This window comes from Variovorax sp. DXTD-1 (assembly GCF_003984625.1).
GTDB lineage: Bacteria > Pseudomonadota > Gammaproteobacteria > Burkholderiales > Burkholderiaceae_C > Variovorax.
The window spans coordinates 73,997-99,032 of the sequence record NZ_RWKH01000001.1; the positions used below are offsets into that span (position 1 = coordinate 73,997).

23 protein-coding genes and 1 pseudogene are annotated in these 25,036 nt (G+C 65.6%); 15 read left to right on the plus strand and 9 right to left on the minus strand.

The genetic code is table 11. The features are described 5' to 3' along the window. The first annotated feature begins 6 nt into the window (after positions 1 to 6). Positions 7 to 648, plus strand: a complete 642-nt coding sequence (locus tag EJI00_RS00315; RefSeq protein WP_126745480.1) for an HAD family hydrolase — start codon at positions 7 to 9, stop codon at positions 646 to 648. Here EJI00_RS00315 and EJI00_RS00320 read toward each other — a convergent pair. Further along, positions 635 to 1,312 carry a lipocalin family protein gene (locus EJI00_RS00320; protein WP_126745481.1) on the minus strand — a complete coding sequence of 226 codons (678 nt, stop codon included), beginning with the start codon at positions 1,310 to 1,312 and terminating at the stop codon, positions 635 to 637. The genes EJI00_RS00315 and EJI00_RS00320 overlap by 14 nt on opposite strands. 240 nt (positions 1,313 to 1,552) lie before the next feature. Between EJI00_RS00320 and tal the strand changes: the two genes are divergently transcribed. Both tal and pgi read left to right on the plus strand, forming a co-directional pair. After that, a complete protein-coding gene (gene tal / locus EJI00_RS00325) occupies positions 1,553 to 2,512 on the plus strand; it encodes a transaldolase (protein WP_126745482.1) in 960 nt (319 codons plus the stop codon). Positions 2,513 to 2,514: 2 nt separating this feature from the next. After that, the gene (gene pgi / locus EJI00_RS00330) at positions 2,515 to 4,071 is read left to right on the plus strand and encodes a glucose-6-phosphate isomerase (protein ID WP_126745483.1); all 1,557 of its coding nucleotides are present in this window, start codon (positions 2,515 to 2,517) and stop codon (positions 4,069 to 4,071) included. A gap of 326 nt (positions 4,072 to 4,397) precedes the next feature. Here the strand turns inward: pgi and EJI00_RS00335 are convergent, their stop codons facing one another. After that, entirely contained in the window at positions 4,398 to 5,459 is a 1,062-nt protein-coding gene (locus EJI00_RS00335; RefSeq protein WP_126745484.1) for a 4-hydroxythreonine-4-phosphate dehydrogenase PdxA, read from the minus strand. 52 nt (positions 5,460 to 5,511) lie between these two features. Further along, positions 5,512 to 6,486 (minus strand): Bug family tripartite tricarboxylate transporter substrate binding protein, encoded by a 975-nt coding sequence (locus tag EJI00_RS00340; RefSeq protein WP_126745485.1) that lies wholly within the window; start codon positions 6,484 to 6,486, stop codon positions 5,512 to 5,514. Positions 6,487 to 6,578: 92 nt separating this feature from the next. On the opposite strand from EJI00_RS00340, the gene EJI00_RS00345 reads away from it, so the two are divergent. The 11 genes from EJI00_RS00345 (at position 6,579) to xylB (ending at position 18,611) form a co-directional block, all read left to right on the plus strand. Continuing rightward, a complete protein-coding gene (locus EJI00_RS00345) occupies positions 6,579 to 7,514 on the plus strand; it encodes a LysR family transcriptional regulator (RefSeq protein WP_260590409.1) in 936 nt (311 codons plus the stop codon). A gap of 175 nt (positions 7,515 to 7,689) precedes the next feature. Next, positions 7,690 to 9,000, plus strand: coding sequence for an ABC transporter substrate-binding protein (locus EJI00_RS00350; RefSeq protein ID WP_126745486.1), 1,311 nt, complete (start codon positions 7,690 to 7,692; stop codon positions 8,998 to 9,000). A 153-nt stretch (positions 9,001 to 9,153) separates the two neighbouring features. Next, positions 9,154 to 10,011, plus strand: a complete 858-nt coding sequence (locus EJI00_RS00355; RefSeq protein WP_126745487.1) for a carbohydrate ABC transporter permease — start codon at positions 9,154 to 9,156, stop codon at positions 10,009 to 10,011. A gap of 10 nt (positions 10,012 to 10,021) precedes the next feature. Then, a complete protein-coding gene (locus EJI00_RS00360) occupies positions 10,022 to 10,846 on the plus strand; it encodes a carbohydrate ABC transporter permease (RefSeq protein ID WP_126745488.1) in 825 nt (274 codons plus the stop codon). Between the two features lie 17 nt (positions 10,847 to 10,863). After that, the gene (locus EJI00_RS00365) at positions 10,864 to 11,901 is read left to right on the plus strand and encodes an ABC transporter ATP-binding protein (RefSeq protein ID WP_126745489.1); all 1,038 of its coding nucleotides are present in this window, start codon (positions 10,864 to 10,866) and stop codon (positions 11,899 to 11,901) included. Between the two features lie 76 nt (positions 11,902 to 11,977). Then, positions 11,978 to 13,366, plus strand: coding sequence for a D-arabinitol 4-dehydrogenase (dalD, locus tag EJI00_RS00370; RefSeq protein ID WP_126745800.1), 1,389 nt, complete (start codon positions 11,978 to 11,980; stop codon positions 13,364 to 13,366). Further along, the gene (locus EJI00_RS00375; RefSeq protein ID WP_126745490.1) at positions 13,363 to 14,151 is read left to right on the plus strand and encodes an L-iditol 2-dehydrogenase; all 789 of its coding nucleotides are present in this window, start codon (positions 13,363 to 13,365) and stop codon (positions 14,149 to 14,151) included. The genes dalD and EJI00_RS00375 overlap by 4 nt, the downstream gene beginning before the upstream one ends. Positions 14,152 to 14,472: 321 nt before the next feature. After that, complete coding sequence (locus tag EJI00_RS00380; protein ID WP_126745491.1) at positions 14,473 to 15,144, plus strand: transaldolase family protein; 672 nt, start codon at positions 14,473 to 14,475, stop codon at positions 15,142 to 15,144. Between the two features lie 26 nt (positions 15,145 to 15,170). Further along, on the plus strand, positions 15,171 to 16,139 hold the full coding sequence (locus tag EJI00_RS00385) for a carbohydrate kinase family protein (protein ID WP_126745492.1): 969 nt from the start codon (positions 15,171 to 15,173) through the stop codon (positions 16,137 to 16,139). Between the two features lie 13 nt (positions 16,140 to 16,152). After that, entirely contained in the window at positions 16,153 to 17,091 is a 939-nt protein-coding gene (locus tag EJI00_RS00390) for an AraC family transcriptional regulator (RefSeq protein ID WP_185868029.1), read from the plus strand. A gap of 47 nt (positions 17,092 to 17,138) precedes the next feature. After that, positions 17,139 to 18,611: a xylulokinase gene (xylB, locus tag EJI00_RS00395; protein WP_126745494.1), complete on the plus strand. Its 1,473-nt coding sequence runs from the start codon at positions 17,139 to 17,141 to the stop codon at positions 18,609 to 18,611. Between the two features lie 72 nt (positions 18,612 to 18,683). Here the strand turns inward: xylB and groL are convergent, their stop codons facing one another. The 5 genes and pseudogenes from groL to EJI00_RS00420 all read right to left on the minus strand — a co-directional run bounded on the left by groL (position 18,684) and on the right by EJI00_RS00420 (position 22,849). Next, on the minus strand, positions 18,684 to 20,336 hold the full coding sequence (gene groL / locus EJI00_RS00400) for a chaperonin GroEL (RefSeq protein WP_126745495.1): 1,653 nt from the start codon (positions 20,334 to 20,336) through the stop codon (positions 18,684 to 18,686). An 84-nt stretch (positions 20,337 to 20,420) separates the two neighbouring features. Further along, positions 20,421 to 20,714 carry a co-chaperone GroES gene (locus EJI00_RS00405; protein ID WP_126745496.1) on the minus strand — a complete coding sequence of 98 codons (294 nt, stop codon included), beginning with the start codon at positions 20,712 to 20,714 and terminating at the stop codon, positions 20,421 to 20,423. A 298-nt stretch (positions 20,715 to 21,012) separates the two neighbouring features. Further along, a pseudogene (locus EJI00_RS00410) lies at positions 21,013 to 21,153 on the minus strand (IS3 family transposase); the annotation flags it as partial. Positions 21,154 to 21,224: 71 nt separating this feature from the next. After that, positions 21,225 to 21,962 (minus strand): Crp/Fnr family transcriptional regulator, encoded by a 738-nt coding sequence (locus EJI00_RS00415; RefSeq protein ID WP_126745497.1) that lies wholly within the window; start codon positions 21,960 to 21,962, stop codon positions 21,225 to 21,227. A 146-nt stretch (positions 21,963 to 22,108) separates the two neighbouring features. Next, positions 22,109 to 22,849: a Crp/Fnr family transcriptional regulator gene (locus EJI00_RS00420; RefSeq protein ID WP_126745498.1), complete on the minus strand. Its 741-nt coding sequence runs from the start codon at positions 22,847 to 22,849 to the stop codon at positions 22,109 to 22,111. On the opposite strand from EJI00_RS00420, the gene EJI00_RS25300 reads away from it, so the two are divergent. Then, positions 22,758 to 23,297 (plus strand): hypothetical protein, encoded by a 540-nt coding sequence (locus EJI00_RS25300; protein ID WP_260590423.1) that lies wholly within the window; start codon positions 22,758 to 22,760, stop codon positions 23,295 to 23,297. The two genes, EJI00_RS00420 and EJI00_RS25300, sit on opposite strands and share 92 nt — an antisense overlap. Before the next feature lie 128 nt (positions 23,298 to 23,425). Here the strand turns inward: EJI00_RS25300 and EJI00_RS00430 are convergent, their stop codons facing one another. Next, positions 23,426 to 25,030, minus strand: a complete 1,605-nt coding sequence (locus EJI00_RS00430) for a phospholipase D family protein (protein ID WP_126745499.1) — start codon at positions 25,028 to 25,030, stop codon at positions 23,426 to 23,428. Positions 25,031 to 25,036 lie beyond the last annotated feature (6 nt).

Genomic DNA, 25,036 nt, shown 5'->3' on the forward strand with positions numbered 1-25,036 from the left:
GGCGCCATGAACGTGGTTTTCGATCTTGGGGCCGTGCTGCTGGCATGGGAGCCCACCCGGCTGGTGCAGACCCATCTTCCCGAACACGCCGCCACTGAGCTTGCCGCCGCGGCGCTCGGGCGGGCACTGTTTCACCATGACGATTGGCTGTGCTTCGACTGCGGCACCCGCTCGCTCGAAGATGCCATTGCGCGCATGGCCCAGCGCCTGTCGCTTCCCGCCGCACGGCTCGACGAGATGCTCGGCACGCTGGGTGAGCGCCTGGAGCCGATTCCGGTCACGGTCGAACTGCTCGAAGGGCTGTTCGCGCGCCGGGATGCCGGCGAGGCGCTGCGCCTTTACTACCTCTCGAACATGCCTGCGCCCTATGCGCGCGCCATCGAGCGCCGGCACGGCTTCATCCGGCGCTTCGACGGCGGGGTCTTCTCGGGCGACGTGAAGTTCATCAAGCCGAATCGCGAAATCTACGAGCTGCTGGCGGTGCGCCATGCGCTCGATCCGCAGCAGACGGTGTTCATCGACGATTCGGCCGCCAATGTGGAAGCGGCGCGCGCCTTCGGCTGGCACGCCATTCACTGCACCCACCCCGCCGCGCTGGCGGCGCAGCTCGGGCGCTACCTGCCGTCCGTCTCGACTACCGGGCGGTAAGCACCACCTTGGCGGTGTCGAAGCCCAGGCTGGCGGCGTAGTCCAGTTCGGCCTGCAACGCGTCGTCTTCCAGCCGGGGAGCGCGCGAAAGCACCCAGAGGTACTGGCGATCGGGTGTGCCGACCAGCGCCACCTGGTAGTCGCGGTCCAGCTTCAGGATCCAGTAGTCGCCCCACACCATCGGCAGCCAGCTCAGCCAGGAAGGCGCAAAGCGCACTTCGAGCCGGCCCGCGCCGGGCTGGCCCGCCACCGGCACCACGCGCGCCGTGCCCACCGCCTCGTCGAAATTGCCGTCGGGCCGCACGCAGCGGTTGATGACCTGCAGCGTTCCGTCGGGCTGGGGCGTGTATTCGGCGGTCACCGGGCCCGCGCACTGCCTCTGGAAGCGGTTCGGCAGGCGGGCCTGTTCGTGCCAGACGCCGGCATAGCGCTGGATGTCGACCGGCGCCACCACCTGCAGCGGCGCGCGCATGAGCGGTGCGCTGTCGGCGGGGCCGGGCAGTTGCGCCCGCGCGGTGCGGCCGGCGCCAAGGGCCAGCCACGTGGCCACGCCGCCTACCACGAAGGCAGTGGCCAGGGTGCCGATGGACGAACTGGTGCGGCGGTCGTCGAAAGGAGCGCGGCTCGCTGCTGCGGAAGCTGCGGAGCGATGGCGGAAGGACATGGGAGCACTCCTGTAGTGGGAAAGCATCAAGGCGGGAAGCCGCAGGCTAGCGCCTGGACGCACCCGCTGCCGTCAGCGGCGGACCACAGCCCATGTAGGGCAGGGCAGCCGGCGTACAACCCTGTCGGCCGAAGGCCGATGCAGCGCGGTCAAAAGCCGTGCTACGGTGCGCATGAAAACATCGGCCCCAGCGCAATAGCGTGCAGGACTTGTCATCACCCGCACAGGATAATCTTCGACATGAATCAACTCGATGCTCTCCGTCAATGGACCACCGTGGTCGCCGACACCGGCGACTTCAAGCAACTCAGCATTTCCAAGCCGCAGGACGCGACCACCAATCCGTCGCTCATCCTCAAGGCGGTGCAGAAGCCCGAGTACCGGCCGCTGCTCGACGAAGCCGTCAAGAGCCATGCGGGCAAGCCGCTCGACGAAGTGATCGACCGCCTGCTGGTGCGCTTCGGCGCAGAGATTCTTTCGATCATTCCCGGACGCGTGTCGACCGAAGTCGACGCCCGCCTGTCGTTCGACACCGCCGCCACCATTGCGCGCGGCGAGCGCATCGTGGCGCTCTACAAGGCCGAAGGCATCGACACCGAGAAGCGCCTGCTGATCAAGGTGGCCTCCACGTGGGAAGGCATCCAGGCGGCGCGCGCGCTCGAGCAGAAGGGCATTCGCACCAACCTCACGCTGCTGTTCTCGTTTGCGCAGGCGGTGGCCTGCGCCGAGGCCGGCGTGCAGCTCATCTCGCCGTTCGTGGGCCGCATCTACGACTGGTACAAGAAGTCGGCCGGCACCAAGTGGGACGAGGCAGCGAGCGCGGGCGCCAACGATCCGGGCGTCAAGTCGGTGCGCGAAATCTACAACTACTACAAGCAGCACGGCATCAAGACCGAGGTGATGGGCGCGAGCTTCCGCAATGTGGGGCAGATCCAGGCCCTGGCCGGCTGCGACCTGCTGACCATCAGCCCCGAACTGCTCGCCGAGCTGGCCGCCAGCAACGAGCCGCTAGCACACGCACTCGACGCCAAGAAGGCCGCCGCAACGGCCAGCGTTGAGAAGCTGAGCTATGACGAGCCAAGCTTCCGCTTTGCACTGAACGAAGACGCCATGGCCACCGAGAAGCTCGCCGAGGGCATCCGCGCCTTTGCGGCCGACGCCGTGAAGCTGGAAAAACTCATGCAGGAAAGCGGCAAGTAAACATGGCCATGACCCTTCGATGCGACCGTGCGACCGCCTGGGCGCAACTGCAGAGCTACTTCGAGACCGCGGGCCGCCAGTTCGACGTGCGCCATGCCTTCGTCGACGATGCCGGGCGCTTCGAGCGCTTCAGCCAGGAAGCACCTTGCGTCTTTGCCGACCTGTCGAAGAACCTGATCGATGCGCGCACCGAGGAAATGCTGCTCGCGCTGGCCCGCGAATGCGGCCTCGAGGCGCATCGCGATGCGATGTTTGCCGGCGAGCACATCAACAACACCGAAGACCGCGCCGTGCTGCACACGCTGCTGCGCGCGCCGGCCGACGCCGCCATGGGCAAGACTGCCGGCGAGTTGCGCCAAGTGCACGCCACGCTCGACGCGATGCTGGCCTATGCCGAAAAGGTGCGCGGCGACCACACGATCACCGATGTGGTCAACATCGGCATCGGCGGCTCCGACCTCGGCCCGCAGATGGCAGTGCTGGCGCTCGCCGAATTCGCTGCGCCGGGCAAGCGCTTTCATTTCGTTTCGAACGTCGATGGACACGAGCTGGCGGGTGTGCTGCGCGACCTCGCGCCGGAGCACACGCTGTTCCTGATCGCGTCGAAGACCTTCACCACCGCAGAGACGATGACCAACGCGCTCTCGGCCAAGCGCTGGTACGAGCAGTCGGGCGGCACGGACATTGCCGGCCACTTTGCCGCGCTCACCACCAATGTGGAGGCAGCGAAGCAATTCGGCATCGACACCACCTTCGGCTTCTGGGACTGGGTGGGCGGCCGCTATTCGCTGTGGTCGGCCATCGGGCTGCCGATTGCACTGGCCATCGGCGCCGACGGATTCCGCCGGTTGCTGGCGGGCGCGCATGCAATGGACGAGCACTTCCGCACCGCGCCGCTCGAAAAGAACCTGCCGGTGCGCCTGGGCCTGCTCGACGTCTGGTACCGCAACTTCCACAAGTTCACGAGCCGCGGCATCGCGCCGTATCACAGCGCCTTGAAGCGCCTGCCGGCCTACCTGCAGCAGCTCGAAATGGAAAGCAACGGAAAGCAGGTCGACGCAAGCGGCGAGCCGCTGCCGATTGGCTTGGGCACTTCGCCCGTGCTCTGGGGCGAGCCCGGCACCAATGGCCAGCATGCCTACTTCCAGATGCTGCATCAGGGCACGGACGTGATTCCGCTCGAATTTGTGGCGGTGCGCGACGCAGCGCACACGCTCGAAGGCCACCACCCCAAGCTGCTGGCCAATGCGCTCGCACAGGCACAGGCATTGATGGTCGGCAAGCTCGATGCCGGCGGCCACAAGAACTTTCCGGGCAACCGGCCGAGCACCTTCTTCGTGTTCGAGAAGCTCACGCCCGAGTCGCTCGGTGCCTTTCTCGCGCTGTACGAACACCGCGTGTTCACCAGCGGCGCGCTGTGGGGCATCAACAGCTTCGACCAGTGGGGTGTGGAGCTCGGCAAGGTGCTCGCGAAAGACATCGAGCCGCGCTTGGCCTCGGGCGACATCATGGGGCTCGATGCTTCTACGGCCGGGTTGCTGAAGCGTCTGGGTTCCTGAGCTTGTTTGGTTTTTCGGAATAGGGGCGCGTTCAGGGCGGCGCACCCGCCGACGGGGTACCTTTCTCCGCGAATGTCCCCCGGCCTGCGGCCTCCTCCTTTATTTCGCTGCGCAAGGCACCCCATCGACGGGAGCGTTGTTCAGAGCGGTGGTTGATCGAACGGAACAAGCGCAGCGCCCGGTGTGCACAGGGCATCGGGTGCTCCCCGCAGCGAAATAAAGGAGGAGCCGAAGGCGGGGGACATTCGCGGAGGGGAGTACCCGGTGGCCTTTGCACGCGCCCTGAACAGCAGCGCCTCGAACAAACAACGCTGCCAAGCACCTCCTCAGACCGTAGCCGCTTCCAAAGGCGTCCGCACGGGCGCACCACTCGCCATCCGTACGCACAAGTCGAAGGCCTGCTGCAGCCCTTCGATCTGCGCAACACCCTTGCCCGCGATATCGAAGGCACTGCCGCTGGCCGAGGTGGCCACCGGCACCGGCAGGCCGCCGTGCAGCGTCACGCCCTGCTCGAAGCCCATCAGCTTCATCGCGATTTGCCCTTGGTCGTGATACATCGACACCACCGCATCCACATCGCCCCGGCGTGCACCGATGAACACCGTGTCAGGCGAGAACGGACCGCGGGCGTCGAAGCCCTCTGCGCGCAGCTGTTCGATGGCCGGCGCGATGATCTCGATTTCTTCCATGCCGATGGAACCGCCGTCCCCCGCATGCGGATTGAGCCCCGTCACCGCAATACGCGGTTGTGCCACACCCGCGCGGCGCAGCGCCGATGCAATGATCTTCACCGCGTCGCTCACGCCCTCTCTCGTGATGTGGCTTGCCACGTCCTTCAGTGGAATGTGCGAGGTCACGCGCGACGTCCATAGAGAGCCCGTGAGGTTGAACTCGCAGACGAAGCCCTTCACGGCAAAGCGCTCCTGCATGTAGCGCAGCTCGTCTTCATGCACCAGACCGCCCAGGCGAAGCGAGTGCTTGTTGAGCGGCGCGAAGAGAATGCCGTCGGCCTGCCCGCGCCGCACCGCCGCGGTGGCGAGTTCCAGTGCTTCGAAGGATGCACGGCCCGAGGCCTCGTTCGATTCGCCGAGCACCGGCTCGCGGCCCTCCATCCAGTCGCGCAGCAGCAGCGTGGGGCGGCCGTCCTCGAAGCGCAGGTCGTCGAGCCGGTCGATCTGCAGCGGGTCGAGTTTCACGCCCGCCACGCGCTCGCCCGCGGCCAGCACCACCGGGTCGGCAATCAGCAGCACGCGCGCGGCGTCCAGGTTGCGCTGGCGCGCGAGCAGCTTCACGGCCATCTCGGGGCCGATGCCGCTCGGGTCGCCGAGCAGCACGGCGATGCGGGGCTTGGCGGAGGTCACGCTCGGGGTCTTCGATGGGGTGGACATGGAATCGGGAATGAAGTGGAGGAATGAAAGAAAAGGAAAGGAAAGGAAAGCCTCATTCGGCCTTGATGTTGGCGTCGCGCACGAGCCGACCGTAGTGGTCGAACTCCTGCTTGTTCATGGCCGCGAAAGCTTCGCCGGTGATCACGCCGGGCTCGCCACCCAGGCCCTTGATGCGCGCCTGAACATCGGGCAGCTTGAGCGTGCGCGTGAGTTCCGTACCGAGCCGCTCCACCACGGGCCGCGGCGTGCCGGCCGTCACGTAGAGGCCGTACCAGGTGGACACGTCGGCGCCCTTGATGCCTTGCTCGGCGAGCGTGGGCACGTCCGGCAGTTCGGGCGAGCGTTGCGGCGCGCTCACGGCCAGCGCGCGGAACTTGCCGGCCTTGATCTGGCCCATGGCGGAGGAGGTGCTGTCGAACATCATGTCGACCTCGCCGCCGATGATGTCGATGTGGGCCTGCGAGCTGCCCTTGTAGGGCACGTGGATCGACTTCATGCCCGTGGCCAGGTTGAAGGCCTCGCCGCCCACGTGCTGCGTGCTGCCGATGCCGGACGACGCGTATTTCAAGCCGCCCGGCTTGGCTGCCATGGCCGCCACCAGGTCCTTGACCGACTTGTAGGGCGAGGTGGCCGACACCACCAGCACGTTGGGCATCACGGCCACAAGGCCAATCGGCTGCAGGTCCTTCAGCGGGTCGTACTTGAGCTTGAGGATGTGCGGCGCCACCGCCTGCGCGGTGTTGGTGGCCAGCAGCAGCGTGGTGCCGTCGGCGGCGGCGCGCGCGGTGAGTTCGCCGGCAATGGTGTTGGATGCGCCGGGCCGGTTCTCCACCGTGACGGGCTGCTTGAGCACCGGCGCGAATTTGTCGGCCAGCACGCGCGCCAGGATGTCGGTGCCGCCGCCGGGCGAGGCGCCGACCATGATGCGCAGCGGCTTGTCGGGGTAGGCGGGCTGCGCACCGGCCATGGCGGTTGCCAGTGCCAGCGTTGCCGCGCTCGCCGTGCGGGCCAGGAAAGAAAGCTTCATCGGGTGTGTCTCCTGCTTGTTTGGTGTCAGCTTAGGGAGCTTCGTGTTGCCAATCCAATCGAAAAAGCCCGAAGCTCCATATACTTTTGTGCATGACCTCCGGATCAGGCCTGACCGACGCATCGCTGATGCTCCATGTGCGGCCGCGCCAGCTGCTGCTGCTGGCACGGCTCGATGCCCACCGCCACCTGGGCCGCGCGGCCGAGGCCATGAACATCAGCCAACCCGCCGCCACCAAGCTGCTGCAGCAGCTGGAGGATTCGCTGGGCGAAAAGCTCTTCGAGCGCCTTGCGCGGGGCATGGAGCCCACGCCTTACGGCGACATCCTGATCCGCTATGCCCGCCGTGTGCTCAGCGACTTCGGCAGCGCCCGGGAAGAAATGCTTGCGCTGCGCTCGGGCCTGAGCGGTTCGCTGCGCGTGGGCAGCGTGCCGGGCGCGGTGCCCGAGCTGCTGGCGCCGGCGCTGGTCGAGTACCACCGGCGTCATCCGCAGGTGGCCGTGTCGGTGGTGGTCGAGACCAGCGATGTGATGCAGGCGCAGCTGGAGCAGGGCGACGTCGACCTGGTGCTGGGCCGGCTCACAGACAGCCACGACGAGGCCAAGTACGCGAGCGTGCCGCTGCTGGGCGAGTCGCAGGTGGTCGTGGTGCGCGCCGCTCACCCTGTCTTCGGGCAGCCCACCGTCACGCTGGCCGAAATGGCGAATTGGTCATGGGTGCTGCAGCCGCCCGGCTCGCCGCAGCGCGGGCGCTTCGAGGCGGCCATGCGCGAGGCGGGCATCCAGGCGCGGCTCGACATCATCGAAACGGCATCGCCGATTGCCATTACCGCCTTGCTCGAGAACTCCGACATGGCCGCCGTGATGCCGGCTTCGCAGGCCGGCCACTACGCGCGGCTGGGTGTGCTGCGCACCGTGCCGGTGGAGCTGCCGGTGCGCGTGCCGCCGATCTGCCTCATCACCCGGCAGGACCGGGCGCTTTCACCGGCCGCGGCGCAATTCAGGCGCCAGCTGCTGGGCGGTGCCTGAAGTCTTTGGATTGAGATTTTCCATGCTGTATTGCGTTAACTAGGGAATCTCCTAGCCAACTGGTGCATGAAAGTACCATGACAGGCGGATGAAGTACCAAACCCGCAAGCGCGTTTCTCCAGAATCCCGCCACGGCGACCCAAACAGAGGGCGTCGCTCACCTCTAGGAGACAACATGAAGCGTTTTCTGAAAGCGGGCCTCGTCCTCGCACTCGCCGGCACGGGGCTCGCGTCCCACGCCGCCACCGAACTCGTGATTGCCACCGTCAACAACGGCCACATGATCGAGATGCAGAAGCTGACGCCCTTCTTCGAAAAAGCCAACCCCGACATCAAGCTCAAGTGGGTGACGTTGGAAGAAGGCACGCTGCGCCAGCGTGTGACCACCGACATCGCCACCAAGGGCGGCCAGTTCGACGTGATGACCATCGGCCTGTACGAAGCGCCCATCTGGTCGAAGAAGGGCTGGCTCCAGCCGATTGCCACCGATGCCGCCTACGACGCCGACGACCTGCTGCCCGCCATTCGCGCCGGCCTGTCGTACGAAGGCAAGCTCTACGCCGCGCCTTTCTACGGCGAGAGCTCGATGCTCATGTACCGAAAGGACCTGGCCGACAAGGTCGGCTTCAAGATGCCCGAGCAGCCCACCTGGGTGCAGGTGAAAGAGCTGGCCGGCAAGATCCACGACCCGAAGGCCGGCGTGTACGGCATGTGCCTGCGCGGCAAGCCGGGCTGGGGCGACAACATGGCCTTTTTGACGACGCTGGTGAATACCAACGGCGGCCAGTGGTTCGACATGCAGTGGAAGCCGCAGATCGACACCAAGCCCTGGAAGGACGCGATCAACTTCTACGTCGACCTGATGAAGTCGTATGGGCCGCCCGGCGCATCGGCCAACAGCTTCAACGAGAACCTTGCGCTCTTCAACGAAGGCAAGTGCGGCATGTGGGTGGACGCGACCATCGCGGCCTCGTTCATCAGTGACCCGAAGCAGTCGAAGGTGGCAGACAAGGTTGCTTTTGCCCAGGCGCCCGTGGCAGTGACGCCCAAGGGCGCCAACTGGCTGTGGACCTGGAACCTGGCCATTCCCGCAAGCTCGACCAAGGGTGCCGCCGCGCAGACCTTCGTGAAGTGGGCGACCTCCAAGGAGTACGTGAACCTGGTGGCCAAGGAGCATGGCTGGGGCACGGTGCCTACCGGCACGCGTAAGTCGACCTATGCGAACCCCGAGTTCCAGAAGGTCGCGAAGTTTGCCGCAGCCGAGAAGAAGGCCATCGACACGGCCAACCTCAGCGACAGCACGCTGCCCAAGTCGCCCTACGTGGGCGTGCAGTACGCGGCCATTCCCGAGTTCCAGGCCATCGGCGTGGCGGTGGGGCAGCAGATGAGCGCGGCGCTCTCGGGCAAGGTCACGGTCGACCAGGCGCTGAAGACTTCGCAGACGGCGGCTGAGCGCGAGATGAAGAAGGCTGGGTACTACAAGTAAGCCGGCTTTCTTTCTTGCTCCCTCCCCTTCCGGGGGAGGGCAGGGGTGGGGGCACGCGGCGTGTCAATCATCGCGGCGCTTGATCCGGGAGCCCCCATCCCAGCCTTCCCCCAGCGGGGGAAGGAGCCAGAGACAACGAGAAGGGATTTCCTCATGAAACGACTCCTGCCCCGGGCCCTCATGGCGCCCGCCGTGCTCACGCTCCTCCTTTGGATGATCGTGCCGCTCGTGATGACGTTGTACTTCTCGTTCGTGAACTACAACCTCATGCAGCCCGGCGAGCGCACCTTCGCGGGCATCGAGAACTTTCACTACTTCGTTACCGACCCCGACTTCTGGCCCGCAACGTGGAACACGCTGATGCTGATCGGCAGCGTGATCGTCATCACGGTGGTGCTCGGTGTGCTGCTCGCGCTGCTGGTGAACGAGCCTTTCCCCGGCCGCGGCATCGTGCGGGTGCTGCTCATCTCTCCGTTCTTCGTCATGCCCGCGGTCAACGCGCTGCTGTGGAAGCACATGATGATGAACCCCATCTACGGCATCCTGGCCGACGTGTGGCGCTTCTTCGGCGCGCAGCCGGTCGACTGGCTCACCGACGTGCCGCTGTTCTCGGTGATCATTATGGTGGCCTGGCAGTGGCTGCCGTTTGCCTGCCTGATCTTCATCACCTCGCTGCAGTCGCTCGACCGCGAGCAGATGGAGGCCGCGCGCATGGACGGCGCGAGCGCATTTCAGCGCTTCTTCTACCTGACCATTCCGCACCTCGGCCGGCCGATGGCGGTGGTGATCATGATCGAGATGATCTTTCTGCTCAGCGTGTTCGCCGAGATCGCCATCACCACCAACGGCGGCCCGGGCAACGAGAGCACCAACATGACCTACCTGATCTTCAAGCAGTCGCTGATGAATTTCGACGTGGGCGTGGCCTCGGCCGGTGCGCTGTTCGCGGTGGTGCTGGCCAACATCGTGGCCGTGTTCCTCATCCGCATCATCGGCAAGAACCTCGACTGAAGGAACGACCATGCAACCCAGCAACTTCCTTCCCCAACTGCTGCGCACCGTGGGTGCGTGGGCCGTGGCGCTGCTCCTGTTCTTTCCGCTCGGCTGGCTGTTCCTCACGGCCTTCAAGACGGAGCTGCAGGCCATTCACGTGCCGCCGCTCTTCATCTTCGAGCCCACGCTCGACAACTTCGGCGAAGTGCAGCGCCGCAGCGACTACCTGCTGTACGCGCGCAACTCGCTCATCACCAGCCTGGGCTCGACCATCATCGGCTTGCTGATTGCGGCGCCCGCGGCGTACTCGATGGCCTTCTTTCGCACGAAGAAGACGCGCGACATCCTGATGTGGATGCTCTCCACCAAGATGATGCCGGCCGTGGGCGCGCTGGTGCCGATCTACGTGCTCGCGCAAACCGCAGGCCTGCTCGACTCGCTCACTGCGCTCACCATCGTGTTCACGCTGTCGAACCTGCCGATCATGGTGTGGATGCTCTACAGCGCCTACAAGGACATTCCGAACGAAATTCTCGAGGCCGCGCGCATGGACGGCGCCAGCCTGTGGACCGAGTTCCGCCACGTCGTGCTGCCGCTGTCGGTGGGCGGCCTCGCATCGACCGGCCTCCTGTGCCTGGTGCTGAGCTGGAACGAAGCCTTCTGGGCGCTCAACCTCAGCTCGGCCAAGGCCGGCACGCTGGCCACGCTCATCGCCTCGTACTCCAGCCCCGAGGGCCTGTTCTGGGCCAAGTTGTCGGCGGCATCGCTGATGGCCATTGCACCCATCGTCGTGTTCGGCTGGTTCAGCCAGAAGCAACTGGTGCAAGGCCTGACCTTCGGCGCCGTCAAGTAAAGAAAGGGAGACATCTCATGGCCTACCTGCAACTCAACGACATCAAGAAGAGCTTCGGCGACGTCGACATCATCAAGGGTGTGGATCTCGAAATCCAGAAGGGCGAATTCATCGTCTTCGTCGGGCCTTCGGGCTGCGGCAAGTCGACGCTGCTGCGCCTCATTGCGGGGCTCGAGCCCATCACCAGCGGCAACCTGCTGCTCGACGGCAAGGACATCACCTGGGCGCCTTCGGGCAAGCGCGACCTGGCCATGGTGTTCCAGAGCTACGCGCTCTACCCGCACATGAGCGTGTACGACAACATGTCCTTCGCGCTCAAGCTCGCGGGCGTGTCGAAGAGCGAGATCAAGACCAAGGTCGAGTACGCGGCCAAGACGCTCAACCTCACACAGTACCTGGACCGCACGCCCAAGGACCTGTCGGGCGGCCAGCGGCAGCGCGTGGCCATCGGCCGCGCCATCGTGCGCGCGCCGAAGGTGTTTCTGTTCGATGAGCCGCTGTCGAACCTCGATGCGGCGCTGCGCGGCAACACGCGCGTCGAAATCCACAAGCTCCATCGCTCGCTCGGTGCCACCACCATCTATGTGACGCACGATCAGGTCGAGGCCATGACGCTGGCCGACCGCGTGGTGGTGCTCAGGGACGGGCTGATCGAGCAGGTCGGCACGCCGCTCGAACTGTACGACCACCCCGCCAACCAGTTCGTTGCGCAGTTCATCGGCATGCCGTCGATGAACATGGTGGCGGCGAGTGCGATTCCGAGTTTCTCGGCAGCCACTGGCGGGCGCCTTCCGAGCGATGGTTTCCTGGGAGTGCGGCCCGAGGGCTTGCGCGTGCATCCGAAGCAGGCTGCCGCCGCGGGCGTGCCGGGGCGGGTGGAACTGATCGAGGCGCTGGGCGCCGACACGCTGATTCACGTCGACGTGGGCGGCGTGCCGCTGATCGCGCGCCAGAACGAGCGCACGCCGCTGCATGCGGGCGACGACGTGGCGGTCGAGCTCGATCCGTCGGTGCTCCATTTGTTCAACCGCGAAGGCCGTTCGGTCTCCGCCTGATTTCTTCCGGAACATTCCCGTGACCCTTGCAGCAGCGCCTCTTGCACAAACACCACCGGCTCTTTCGGAGTTCACGGTGCTTCACCTTGGGCTCGGCTCGTTCCACCGGGCCCACCAGGCGGTCTACCTCCAGCGGCTGATCGATGCGGGCGACACCCGCTGGTCGCTCTCGGGCGCCAACATCCGGCCCGACATGGCCGATGTGGTGGCGGCCCTGCAGGCCCAGGGCGGGCGCTACACGCTCGAAACCGTGTCGCCGGCCCTCGAGTACCGCTACGAGCAGATCGAATCCATACGCGAAGTCCTGCCCTATGAGACTTCACTGGCTGGGGTGATCGCGCGCGGCGCGGCGCCGTCCACGCGCATCGTATCTTTCACGGTGACCGAGGCGGGCTACTACCTCGATACCGAGGGCAAACTGGACCTCTCCTTCGGCGACCTTGCGGTAGACATCGGGCGAGCCCGCCGCGGTGAAGCAGGGGGTGACGGCGTGACCATCTACGGCGCCGTCTGCGCGATCTTGCGTGCGCGCAAGGCCGCGCAGGCCGGCCCGGTCACGCTGCTCAACTGCGACAACCTGCGCCACAACGGCGACCGCTTCCGTGCCGGGCTGCTCGAGTTCATCGAACGCGCGGGCGATACCGAACTGCTCGCGTGGGCGCAGTCGAACACGGCCTGCCCGAACGCAATGGTCGACCGCATCACGCCGCGCCCTCCGCCCGAACTGCGCGCGCGCGTCAAGGCCGCCACCGGCCGCGACGATGCCGCTGCGATCACCGGCGAGAGCTTCATCCAGTGGGTGATCGAAGACAACTTCGTCGCGGGCCGTCCCGATTGGGGCCGCGTGGGCGTGGAGCTTGTCGATTCGGTGCAGCCGTACGAAGAAGCCAAGATCCGCATCCTCAATGCCACGCACAGCTGCATTGCCTGGGCCGGCACGCTGATCGGGCTGAGCTTCATCCATGAAGGCACGCACCACGCGGCCATCCGCAAGATGGCGTTCGACTACGTGACCGACGACGTGATCCCGTGCCTGAGCCCGAGTCCGATCGACCTTGCGGCGTATCGCAACGTGGTGCTCGACCGCTTCGGCAATCCCGCGATCCGCGATACCAACCAGCGCGTGGCGGCGGATGGCTTCTCGAAGATTCCGGGCTTCATCGCGCCCACGGTGCGTGAGCGGCTTGCCGCCGGGCAGCCGACCGACAGCGTTGCGATTCTGCCCGCACTGTTTCTCGCATTTCTGCAGCGCTGGCATCGCGGGGCGCTGCCGTATGCGTATCAAGACCAGGGCATGGACGAAGCCGTGGCGCATGCCATATGCAATGCCGCCGATCCGGTGCTGGCGCTGTGCTCGGACGCGGGGCTGTGGGGCGCCATTGCAGGCGATGCGCGGCTGGTAGAGGCCGTGCGCAGCGCGAGCACACGCGTGGCAACTTTCATGAATGCAGGAGCAACGAAATGAGCGAACGTCTGAAGAACCGTCACGTACTGCTGACGGGTGCCGGCGGCGGCATCGGCTTGGCAGTAGCCGAAGCATGCATTGCCGAGGGCGCGCGCTGCAGCGTGGTCGACCGCATGGCCGCTGCGCCTGAAGCAGTGCGGGCGCTGTTGCAGCAGCATCCCGACCGTCTTGCGTACATCGCGGCCGACGTCACCGATACACAAGGCATCACGCACCTTCTCGCAGAGGCGCAGGTCGCCTTTGGCCCCATTCACACCCTGTTCAACAACGCCGCGGTGTTCGACCTCGCGCCGCTGCTCGACAGCGACGAGGCTTCCTTCGACAAGCTGTTCGCGGTCAACGTGAAAGGCATGTTCTTCGTCATGCAAGCGGTGCTGCGCCACATGGTCGAAGCCGGAACGCAGGGCGCATCGGTCATCAACATGGCTTCGCAGGCGGGGCGGCGCGGCGAGGCGCTGGTGTCGCACTACTGCGCAACAAAGGCCGCGGTCATCAGCTACACCCAGAGCGCCGCACTGGCCATGGCCCCGCACGGCATTCGCGTCAACGGCATTGCGCCGGGCGTGGTCGACACGCCCATGTGGGACCATGTAGACAGCCTGTTCGCCAAGGCCGAAGGGCTGCCACTCGGCGAGAAGAAGCGGCGAGTGGGCCTGGAGGTGCCGCTCGGCCGCATGGGCATGCCGAGCGACATTGCCGGCGCAGCGGTATTTCTTGCCAGCGACGAGGCGCGCTACATCACGGCGCAGACCTTGAACGTCGACGGCGGGAATGTGATGAGTTGAGATGGACAGCTTCTGCTTGTCTTGCGTTGTTGTTCAGGGCGGCGCACCCGCCGACGGGGTACCTTTCTCCGCGAATGTCCCCCGGCCTGCGGCCTCCTCCTTTATTTCGCTGCGCAAGGCACCCCGCCAGCGGGTGCGTTGGGCAGAGCCGTGGTTGATCAGCGGAACACCAGCAGCGCGTCCATGTGCACAGGCCATCGGGTGCTCCGCGCAGCGAAATAAAGGAGGAGGGCGAAGCCCGGGGGACATTCGCGGAGGGGAGTACCCGGTGGCCTTTGCACACACCACGAACTCTCCGTATTCTGTGCACCAAACAAGCCCATGAACCAAGATTTCCACCTGTATCTGGACAGCGCCGACCTGGTCGAGCTGAAGACGTGCCTGCCGCACCCAGTCGTTCACGGCGTAACAACCAACCCCACGCTGCTTCAACGCGCAGGCATCGGCCGAGGCGAAGTACCGGGTCTGCTGAAGCGCTGCATCGATCTGGGCGCGCGACAAGTACAGGCACAGGTGTATTCGAGCGACGTCGACGGCATGCTCGATGACGCTGAAAAGCTGCTCTCGCACTTCGACCGCGGACAACTCGTGGTGAAGATTCCCGCCACGCGCCAGGGCCTAGATGCCGGCGCGCGGCTCATTGCGCAAGGCGTGCCGGTGACGTGGACGGCCGTGTACGCGCCAGAGCAGGCGCACTTTGCAGCGCAACTGGGCGCGGCATACGCGGCGCCGTACCTGGGGCGGCTCGAAGACGCCGGCATCGACGGGCTGGCGCTGATTGCGCAGATGCAGACCCTGGTTGCGCAGCGCCCTTCGTCCGGCACGCGCCTGCTGGTCGCAAGCATCCGCTCGCGCGAGGCGTATCTTTCGCTGCTGGGGCTTGGCGTGGGAGCCATCACGATTCCGCCGCGCCTTTTTGCCGAACTGCTCGATCATCCCGCCACGCTGGCCGCCGAGCGCGGCTTCCTGGCCGACGCGCGTGCCTTGGGCTGAGAGAAGACGAAGAGAATCCAACCATCATGCGTATTGCACTCACGGGCGAAGCCCTGATCGATTTCACCGCCTGCGAGGCAGGCACCCTCGGGTTCTTGGGGCACGAGGGCGGCTCGCCGCTCAACACTGCAGTGGCCTGCGCGCGCCTGGGCCAACCCACCGGCTTTCTCACGCAACTGTCGACCGACCTTTTCGGCGAGCGGCTGATGGGTTTTCTCGAGCGCAACGGCGTGGACACCAGCTTCATTCTGCGCAGCAATGCGCCGTCGACCCTGGCCTTTGTCGAGCGCACGCCGCAGACCAACCGTTATGCCTTCTACACGCGCGGCAGTGCAGACGCCACCTGGGCGCCCGAGCCGCTGCCGCAGCTGCCGGCGGACTGCCGCTTTCTGCACTTCGGTTCGATCTCGCTGCTGCAGGAGCCGGCGGCCACGCGCATTGCCGAACTGGTCACGGCCAACGCAGGACGCCGCGTGATCGTGTTCGACCCGAATGTGCGGCCTAGCCTGATTCCCGACATGCCGGCGTATCGCACGCGCGTCATGGAGTGGCTTGCAATGGCCGACATGGTCAAGCTCAGCGACGAGGACGCCGAACTGCTCGCCCCTGGGCGGCCGGTCGATGCGCTGGCCGCGGAGTGCCTGCAGGCCGGTGTGCATGCGGTCATCGTCACGCGCGGCGGCGCCGGCGCCACGCTCTGGCGCACCGGGCGCGAACCGCTGGCCGTGGCGGCACCCCGCGTGGAGGTGGTCGACACCATTGGCGCAGGAGACACCTTCACGGCCGGCCTCTCTGTGTCGCTGCTTGCGCACGGCGTGGGGCACCCGGCCCAGCTTGGCGAGCTGAGCGACGAGGCCTGGCGCGAGGTGATGCGCTTTGCCGCCACGGCCGCTGCGCTGAACTGCACCCGCGAAGGCGCCGACCCGCCCACGCTCCAAGTGGTTGAGGCCGCGCTCGCGCAGCAGGACAATGGGCCTGCCGCGTCCCGGTCCTGACCTTCGTGCTGCCATGACAACGTCCACCCGCAAACGCGCGATTCCCCGTCAGCGCCACCCCGAGCTGGAGCGCGACATTGCGCGCTCCCCGTCGCTGGGCTACGAGGCCCCCGAAACCGGGCTGGTGCGCTGCCTTGCGCACGGCTTTCCGAGCCCGCTGGTGCGATGGCACTTTCATGAAGACTACGAGCTGCACCTGATCACGGAGACCTCGGGCAAGGCCTTCGTCGGCGACTGGATCGGGCCGTTCCAACCGGGGCACCTGGTGCTCTGCGGGCCGCGGCTGCCGCACAACTGGATCTCGCTCGACGTGCCCGAAGGCGGCGCCGAGGGGCGCGACCGGGTGATTCAGTTCCGCCACGAACCCATCGAGAGCGCCGCGGCCGGCATTCCGGAGCTGCGCGAGGTGATGCAGCTGCTAGAGCGGGCCCGCCATGGCATCGAGTTCTTCGGCATGTCGCAGCAGGCGCAAACGCACTGGGACAACATCAAGGCCGCGCGCGGCGTGCGCCGGCTCGGGCTGTTCTTCGAGTTCATGGCCGACCTTGCGCAGTGCACCGATTACCGGCTGCTGTCGAGCGTGCAGATGCAGGGCGCGCAAGGCATCGAGGGCGATGCGCAGGTCGACCAGATCAACGACATCGTCAACCGCATCACCGCCAACCTGGCGGAGCCGATCTCCATGTCGGACGTGGCGGCCGAGCTCGGCATGAGCGAGAGCCGCTTCAGCCGCTTCTTCCGGCGTTCCACCGGCAACAGCTTTACCGACTTCGTCAACCGCGTGCGCATCAACAGCGCCTGCCATCTTCTGATGCAGACCGACCACTACGTGACTGACATCTGCTACCAGGTGGGCTTCAACAACGTGGCCAACTTCAACCGGCGCTTTCTCGAGATCAAGGGCATGACGCCGAGCGAATTCAGGCGGCAGGCCGACACGCGGTTCGGCTGAGTTCAAGGCAACAGCCGGCAGTCAAGGCGCAATCAGGGAGCACTATCTTGTATCTGGGACTCGACCTCGGCACGTCCGAGCTCAAGGCGCTGCTGCTTGCCGACGATCACCGCATCGTCGGAGTGGCACGCGCATCGCTCACGGTGGAGCGGCCGCAACCGCTCTGGTCGGAACAGGCGCCAAGCCAGTGGTGGCAAGCGCTGCAGCAAGTGATGGCCGAGTTGCGGGACGCGTACCCCGATGCGCTGCGGGCCGTGCGCGGCATCGGACTGTCGGGCCAGATGCACGGCGCCACGCTGCTCGACGCGGCTGGCGAGGTGCTGCGTCCCGCCATTCTCTGGAACGACGGCCGCAGCGGCGCGCAGTGCCAGGCGCTCACGCGCGCTGTGCCTCGCCTGGGCGAGATCGCGGGCAACCTGGCGATGCCCGGCTTTACCGCGCCCAAGCTGCTGTGGGTGCGCGAGCATGAGCCTGAGATCTTTGCCCGCGTGGCGCGCGTGCTGCTGCCGAAGGACTGGCTTCGCTTCATGCTCGGCGGCGAGGCGGTCAGCGACATGTCCGATGCGGCCGGCACGCTGTGGCTGGACGTGGGCGCGCGCGACTGGTCCGACGAACTGCTTGCGGCCACGGGGCTCACGCGAGAGCACATGCCGCGGCTGGTCGAAGGCAGCGAAGTGTCAGCGCAGCTCAAGCCCGAGCTGGCGGCGCGCTGGGGCGTGGGCAGCGGCACCACGGTACTCATTGCCGGCGGGGCGGGCGACAACGCTGCCAGCGCGGTCGGCATGGGGCTGGTGGAGCCGGGGCAGGGCTTTGTGTCGCTCGGCACATCGGGCGTGGTGTTCGTCTCGACGGACCGCTTTCTGCCGAACCCTGCGCAGGCGATGCATGCGTTCTGCCATGCGCTGCCCAGGCGCTGGCACCAGATGTCGGTGATGCTCTCGGCCGCGAGCGCGGTGAGCTGGGCCGCCAAGGCATTCAAGTTTGCCGACGAGGCGGCATTGCTCGAAGCGGCAGCCTCGGTCGCGCCGGCGCAGCGCGAGCGATGCCCGCTGTTCCTGCCATACCTTTCGGGTGAGCGCTCGCCGCACAACAACCCGAATGCGCAAGGCGCGCTGTTCGGCCTGACGCATGCGCATGGGTCAGCCGAGATTGCCTATGCCGTGGTCGAGGGCGTGAGCTTCGGGCTGCGCGACGGCTTCGACACCTTGCGCCTGCCGGCCGACATGCCGCTGCGCGAAATGGCGTTGGTCGGCGGAGGTGCGCGCAGCGTGTGGTGGGGCCAGCTGCTGGCCGACATCTTCCAGGTGCCACTCACGCTCTATGCGGGCAGCGAGACAGGCGGGGCACTGGGTGCTGCGCGGCTTGCGTGGCTGGCTGACGGGGGCAGCGTGGCCGAAGTGTGCACGCTGCCGCCTGTGAAGCAGCAGTTGACGCCTTCGCCCGAAGGAGCCGGCTCGCACAAGACGCGGCATGCGCGCTTCCAGGTGCTCTACATGGCGCTGCGCGATCAGTTTCGATAAACGTACCGCCCAATAAAAAAGGGCCGCTTGCGCGGCCCTTTTGGTTTTGGTGAGCAGAGCTCAGCCGGGAAATTACATTCCCATGCCGCCCATACCACCCATGCCGCCCATGTCGGGCATGCCGCCGCCGGCACCGGCTTCTTCCTTCGGTGCGTCGGCGACCATGGCTTCGGTCGTCAGCAGCAGCGAAGCAACCGATGCTGCGTTCTGCAGCGCGGTGCGGGTCACCTTGGTCGGGTCCAGAATGCCCAGCTCGAGCATGTCGCCGTACGTGTCGTTCGCAGCGTTGAAGCCGTAGTTGCCCTTGCCGGCCAACACAGCGTTCACCACCACCGAGGCTTCACCGCCGGCGTTGTTCACGATTTCGCGCAGGGGTGCTTCGATCGCCTTGAGCACCAGCTTGATACCGGCGTCCTGGTCGGCGTTGTCGCCCTTCACGCGGTCGCCCACGGCTTGCTTGGCACGCAGCAGAGCCACGCCGCCGCCAGCCACAACGCCTTCTTCCACTGCAGCGCGGGTGGCGTGCAGGGCGTCTTCGACGCGAGCCTTCTTTTCCTTCATTTCGACTTCGGTGGCGGCGCCAACCTTGATCACTGCCACACCGCCGGCCAGCTTGGCCACGCGCTCTTGCAGCTTTTCACGGTCGTAGTCGCTCGTGGCTTCTTCGATCTGCACGCGCACTTGCTTCACGCGGGCTTCGATGTCGGCAGCAGCGCCGGCGCCGTCGATGATGATGGTGTTTTCCTTGCCCACTTCGATGCGCTTGGCTTGGCCCAGGTCGGCCAGCGTCACCTTTTCGAGCGTCAGGCCCACTTCTTCAGCGATGACCTTGCCGCCCGTCAGGATGGCGATGTCTTCCAGCATGGCCTTGCGGCGGTCGCCGAAGCCAGGAGCCTTGACAGCCACGACCTTCAGGATGCCGCGGATCGTGTTCACCACCAGCGTAGCCAGGGCTTCGCCTTCGACTTCTTCGGCAATGATCAGCAGGGGACGGCCGGCCTTGGCAACTTGTTCCAGCGTGGGGAGCAGGTCGCGGATGTTGCTGATCTTCTTGTCGAACAGCAGCACGAACGGGTTGTCGAGCAGCGCCGATTGCTTCTCGGGGTTGTTGATGAAGTAGGGCGACAGGTAGCCGCGGTCGAACTGCATGCCTTCGACGACGTCGAGTTCGCTCTCGAGCGACTTGCCGTCTTCCACGGTGATCACGCCTTCCTTGCCGACCTTGTCCATCGCGTCAGCGATGAGCTTGCCGATGGTTTCGTCGCTGTTGGCCGAGATCGAGCCGACTTGTGCGATTTCCTTCGACGTGGTGGTGGGCTTCGAAGCCTTCTTCAGCTCTTCGACCAAGGCCGTGACGGCCTTGTCGATGCCGCGCTTCAGGTCCATCGGGTTGATGCCGGCGGCCACGTACTTGAAGCCTTCGCGAACGATGGCTTGAGCCAGAACCGTGGCGGTGGTGGTGCCGTCACCAGCGTTGTCGCTGGTCTTCGAGGCCACTTCCTTCACGAGCTGGGCGCCCATGTTCTGGAGCTTGTCCTTGAGTTCGATTTCCTTGGCGACCGACACACCGTCCTTGGTGACGGTGGGGGCGCCGAACGAGCGCTCGAGCACCACGTTGCGGCCCTTGGGGCCCAGGGTCACCTTGACTGCGTTGGCGAGGATGTTGACACCCTCGACCATGCGTGCGCGGGCTTCACCGCCGAAGACTACGTCTTTTGCTGCCATGTTTTATTACTCCGAAATCAGTTATTAATCACTTGGGGACAGAGCAGTCAGCCGCTTCGCGTCTGCCTGGTCTGTCCCGCAAAATCACTTCGTTTCGACGACCGCGAACAGGTCGTCTTCCTTCATGACCAGCAGTTCGTCGCCATCGACCTTGACGGTCTGGCCGCTGTACTTGCCGAACAGGACGCGGTCGCCGACCTTGACGGTCAGTGCGGTCAGGTCGCCCTTGTCGGTGCGCTTGCCCGGGCCCACGGCCAGGACTTCACCCTGGTCGGGCTTTTCGGCGGCTGCGTCGGGAATGACGATGCCGGAGGCGGTCTTGGTTTCGCTGTCAACACGCTTGACGATCACGCGATCGGCCAAAGGACGAAGTTTCATTGCATCTCCTGGATAAGAAACGGGGTTGTGGTCGGGCGCCGGGCGGGGAGACCGGCGGCCCATCGACTGGAATCGAGGCTTGTTAGCACTCGTCAGCAGCGAGTGCTAATCATAAGGGCAATCGGCGGAGTTTCAAGGGCCGGGGGCGCAGCTGTCGGTTCTTGCGAAACGCCGGCGGAGATTAGTGGACGCGCCATTTAACCTTCGTGCGTTTTTTTGCCCGGGTAAAATAAGGGGATCACTGGAGGCAAGGCAAAGCTGCCGTCAACGAGGATGTCAACTGACGGGTGCGGACTGTGAGGGGCTGCGGCACGCAGCCGATCTTCGGTGCAATCGACTCGATCGCAGCCCATAACGACGGGTACTCCCCACGGTGCTCCTGCACCATCCTCACCGCGCGCTCACGCACCTCTGGTGAGAACTTGTTCGACTTCCTCATGGCTCAATCCTCTCAGAGTGTTGAGCCCCCTCAAAATCCGGGGCGATTCACCCCGTGGCGATCACGGTAGGTTAAGAGGTGTTGCCAGCGGCGTCCTCGCGGAGGCCGATCAGCTCGGCATAGCTGCGTCGGTTGGCGCGATAGCAGTCGCAGGCGGCATTTTCGAGCCCCGGGCGATCCGTGATGGTGATGACGCCGCGGCGGTAGTCAATCAGGTGGCGCGCGTGCAGTGCCGTGGCCGCGTTGGTGATGCCTACCCGGCGCACGCCCAGCATGCGGCCCAACACTTCGTGCGTGAGTGCCAGATGCGCCGAGTGCGCGCAGTCTTGCGTGGTGAGCAGCCACCGCGCGAGGCGCTCTTCGATCTGGTGGAACTGGTGGCACAGGCCCAGGCGGCCGAACTCGGTCAGTAGCGCACACACGTAGTGCTGGAGCACGCGCTTCAGGGGAGCACTTTCCAGCAGCTCCTGCTCGAGCGCTTGCGCAGTGAGCCGCCATGCCAGGCCGGAGCCCTGGACCAGCGTGCGCAGCGGGGATCGTTGCACGCCCAGCGACAGCTCGTGGCCCACGGCCCCCTCGTTGCCCACCATGCCAGTCTGCAGGCCATCGTGACCGTCGGCCGTAGACACCAGCGATACAAAAGCGCTCGTTGGGAAGTGGATGTGCAGCATGGCGTCGCCAGGCTCGTAAAGGACCTGCGGCGCGGCCAACTCTACGCTGTCGCAGCGCGCCAGCAGGTGTGTCCGGTCAGCGGGCGGCAGCGCTTCGAGCAATCGATTGAGCGCCGGAGCAGTCGAGTCTGAAGTCACGCAACCGCCCGTTGAAAAGAAGGAAAAAGCCAGAGGCGTCGCGCGGGGACCGCGCGGGCGCCCGCATTGTTGCCGACCGAGAGGGAGCACTATGTGCGCCTGCGCACTCAGCAGAAGTTACAGGTGCGACGTGATGACGACGCCACTCAGGGGACCGGCCGGTGCGGCAGCAGCCGGTCCGTCTCGCGCTTGACGACTTGGTAGCACTCGCACACTTGGCGTTCGAGCCCGGGTCGGTCGAGCACGGTGATATGCCCGCGCGCGTACTTGATCAGGTTCAGCCGCTGCAGTTTGCCTGCAGCCTCCGTCACCCCCTCGCGCCGTACGCCGAGCATGTTGGCGATGAGTTCTTGCGTCATCACCAGTTCGCTGCCTGGAAGGCGATCGAGGCTCAGCAGCAGCCAACGGCACAGTTGCTGCTCTAGCGAATGGTGCCGGTTGCAAACCGCAGTCTGCGACATCTGCGTGATCAGCGACTGCGTGTAGCGCAGCAAAAGCTGCAGAAGCGGCCCGCCCTGCTGGGTCAGGTTCTTGATGTGGGCAGCACTCAGTCGGATGGCGTGACCGGCGCTCTGCACGACCGCGCGATTGGGCGTGCTACCCCCACCCATCAGAAGCGACACGCCGACCATGCCTTCGAAGCCGACGCCGGCGATCTCGGCAGATTGCCCGCTCTCGAGCACGTAGAGCAACGAGACGATGCATTCGGTCGGGAAATACACGTGCTCCTGGACGACGCCCGACTCATAAAGCACTTCCCCAAGACGCAGCGGCACCTGTTCGAGAAACGGCTCCATGCGGACCATCACCTCGGGAGGAATCGCGGCCAGAAGACCGTTGCGTGCGGCAGCCGCCTGCAACGAAGACGAACGCGGGAGCAAGACCATGGCAGGGAGCAGCTTCCAAAGTTTTCATGATTCTGCCGCCAGTGCATGGCGTCTGTACGGTGGCGCACCAACCGATGCACTTTATTTGACGCCATGGTGCGCTGGCGAACAGTGGCGATTCGCTTTCCTGACTAGCGTGGCTTACCACCTCCGCTACGGACAGAAAGACCCTATGCCGCTTTCGTTCTTGTACAGGCTGAAGCACGTGCAACTCCCGGTTCGAGTTGTTGAACGAGAAGAGCTCCTGCACGTGTCGGTGCTCTTGGCTACGGGCCTCATCGAAGCCGAGATCACGACTCTCAAGCCAGGGGCACCTTACGTTCCGTTGCGCTTGGCAATAGTCATCGGTATCACGGAAAACGGCCATGCCGAGCTTGCGAAGATGAGCGAGGTGGCGGTGCCTGTAAGTACCTCGATGCAATTCAGCCGCGGTTTCCGGCTGATGTGACTTGGCACCTGTAGGAAAACCGGCACCGCAGTGAAGGAACATCCCGGCGAGGTGAGGCAAGTTGCGCTAAGTCGTTGACTTACAAGGACGCGGAATTCCGAGTTAAACGAGCATCGACAACTGCGGCGCTACAACTGGTCCGTCGGCACGAACCAGGAGAACAGCAGCAGCTGCAGCCGCGTGAGCAGGCTGGAATCCGGCTCGCTGTCGAGCACCTCGTTGTCCACGTCTCCGGTGCCGATCCATTGCACGTTCTCGCGGTCGGGCATGAGCACCACGCGGTAGACGCCTTCGATGTCGTCCAGCTGATACGCGTACAGCAGCGCCTGGCTCAATTCGAAACTGCGCACGCGAACGCCAAACTCGGTGTTCAGCCGCGCCGAGCGGGGGTCGAGGTTCATCGAGCCGAGCAGCACCCATTCCCGGTCGACCAAGGCCAGCTTGGCGTGAAGGCGCCCGCGCGCTTTCTTGAGCAGCGTGCGGAACTGGCGGTTGCGCTTGAGCTGCCGGGTGCTGACCTCGTACAGGTTCACGCCCAGCTTCAGCATGTCGACGCGGTAGCGGTTGTAGTTGATGTTCACCAGCGGTTCGTCGCTGTCGGCCAGCGAATTGGTGATGACGCTGATGCGCACGCCGCGCGCGCGGCCTTCCCGGATGCGCGCCATGCCGTCCTCGCCCGGAATGAAGTAGGGCGAGATCACCACCACGTCCGAGCGCGCGCTCGCGGTCATTTCATGGAACCGCGCCGCAAGCGATTCGGCCGGCGATGCAAGAGTGCCCAACGCCTTGTTGGGGCTGTCCGCCGCGGCATGGGCCTCGGCCCGCATCCACTTCACCCGGCCGATGTCGGCAAGCTGCGTGCCGAGCGGCGCGTCGCCGAGCAGGTCGGTGCCGGCAAGAGGGGCGAGCGGCGGCGCATGGACGGGTGAAGTGGCGGCTTCGAACGCCGCTTTCAGCACTTCCGGGCTGTCGCTGGCGCCGGCAATCCGCTGGAGCGGGTAGACCACGTCGCTGTTCCAGTAGGTGTCGAAGATGCGCGCCGCCTCCGGAACCACGGGTCCGGCCATGATCAGTTCGAAATCGATGAAGTTGGCGCCTTCGCTGCGCAGGAAATACTCGTCGGCCAGGTTGCGCCCGCCGGCAATCGCCATGGCGCCGTCGGCCACGAAGAGCTTGTTGTGCATGCGGTGGTTGAGCCGGCGAAAGTCCGCGAAGAACTCGATCCACCGCGTGGCCGAGTGGTCGCGGGCGTTCACGAACGGGTTGAACAGGCGGACCTCGGCATTGGGCTCCGCGGCAAGGCCGAGCAGAAGGCGGTCCATGCCGGCGGTATAAAAATCGTCGAGCAGCAGGCGCACCCGCACGCCGCGCCGTGCGGCATCGCGCAGTTCGCGCAACAGCAGGCGGCCGGTCTTGTCGTTGCCGAGCTGGTAGGTCTGCACGTCCAGCGAGGCCTGCGCCCGCCGCATCAGTTCGAACCGGGCGTCCAGCGCAAAAGAGGCCTCGACCAGCGGGCGGATGCTGGAAAGCCCATCGTGCTGCGCTGCGTTCAGGTCTGCAGCAGCCCGGCCGAGCGTGGTGGCGGGCGAGGCCGCGATCGACAGCGTCGGCGGCTCCGGCGCGCGAGGGGGAAGACCGGCACAGCCCGCCAGAACGAGCGCGAGTCCGGAGCCGATCAGCCGCAGAGCTGGACCGCGCAGCGCGGAAAACGAGAGTGCAACGAGCTTGAGCATGAGACC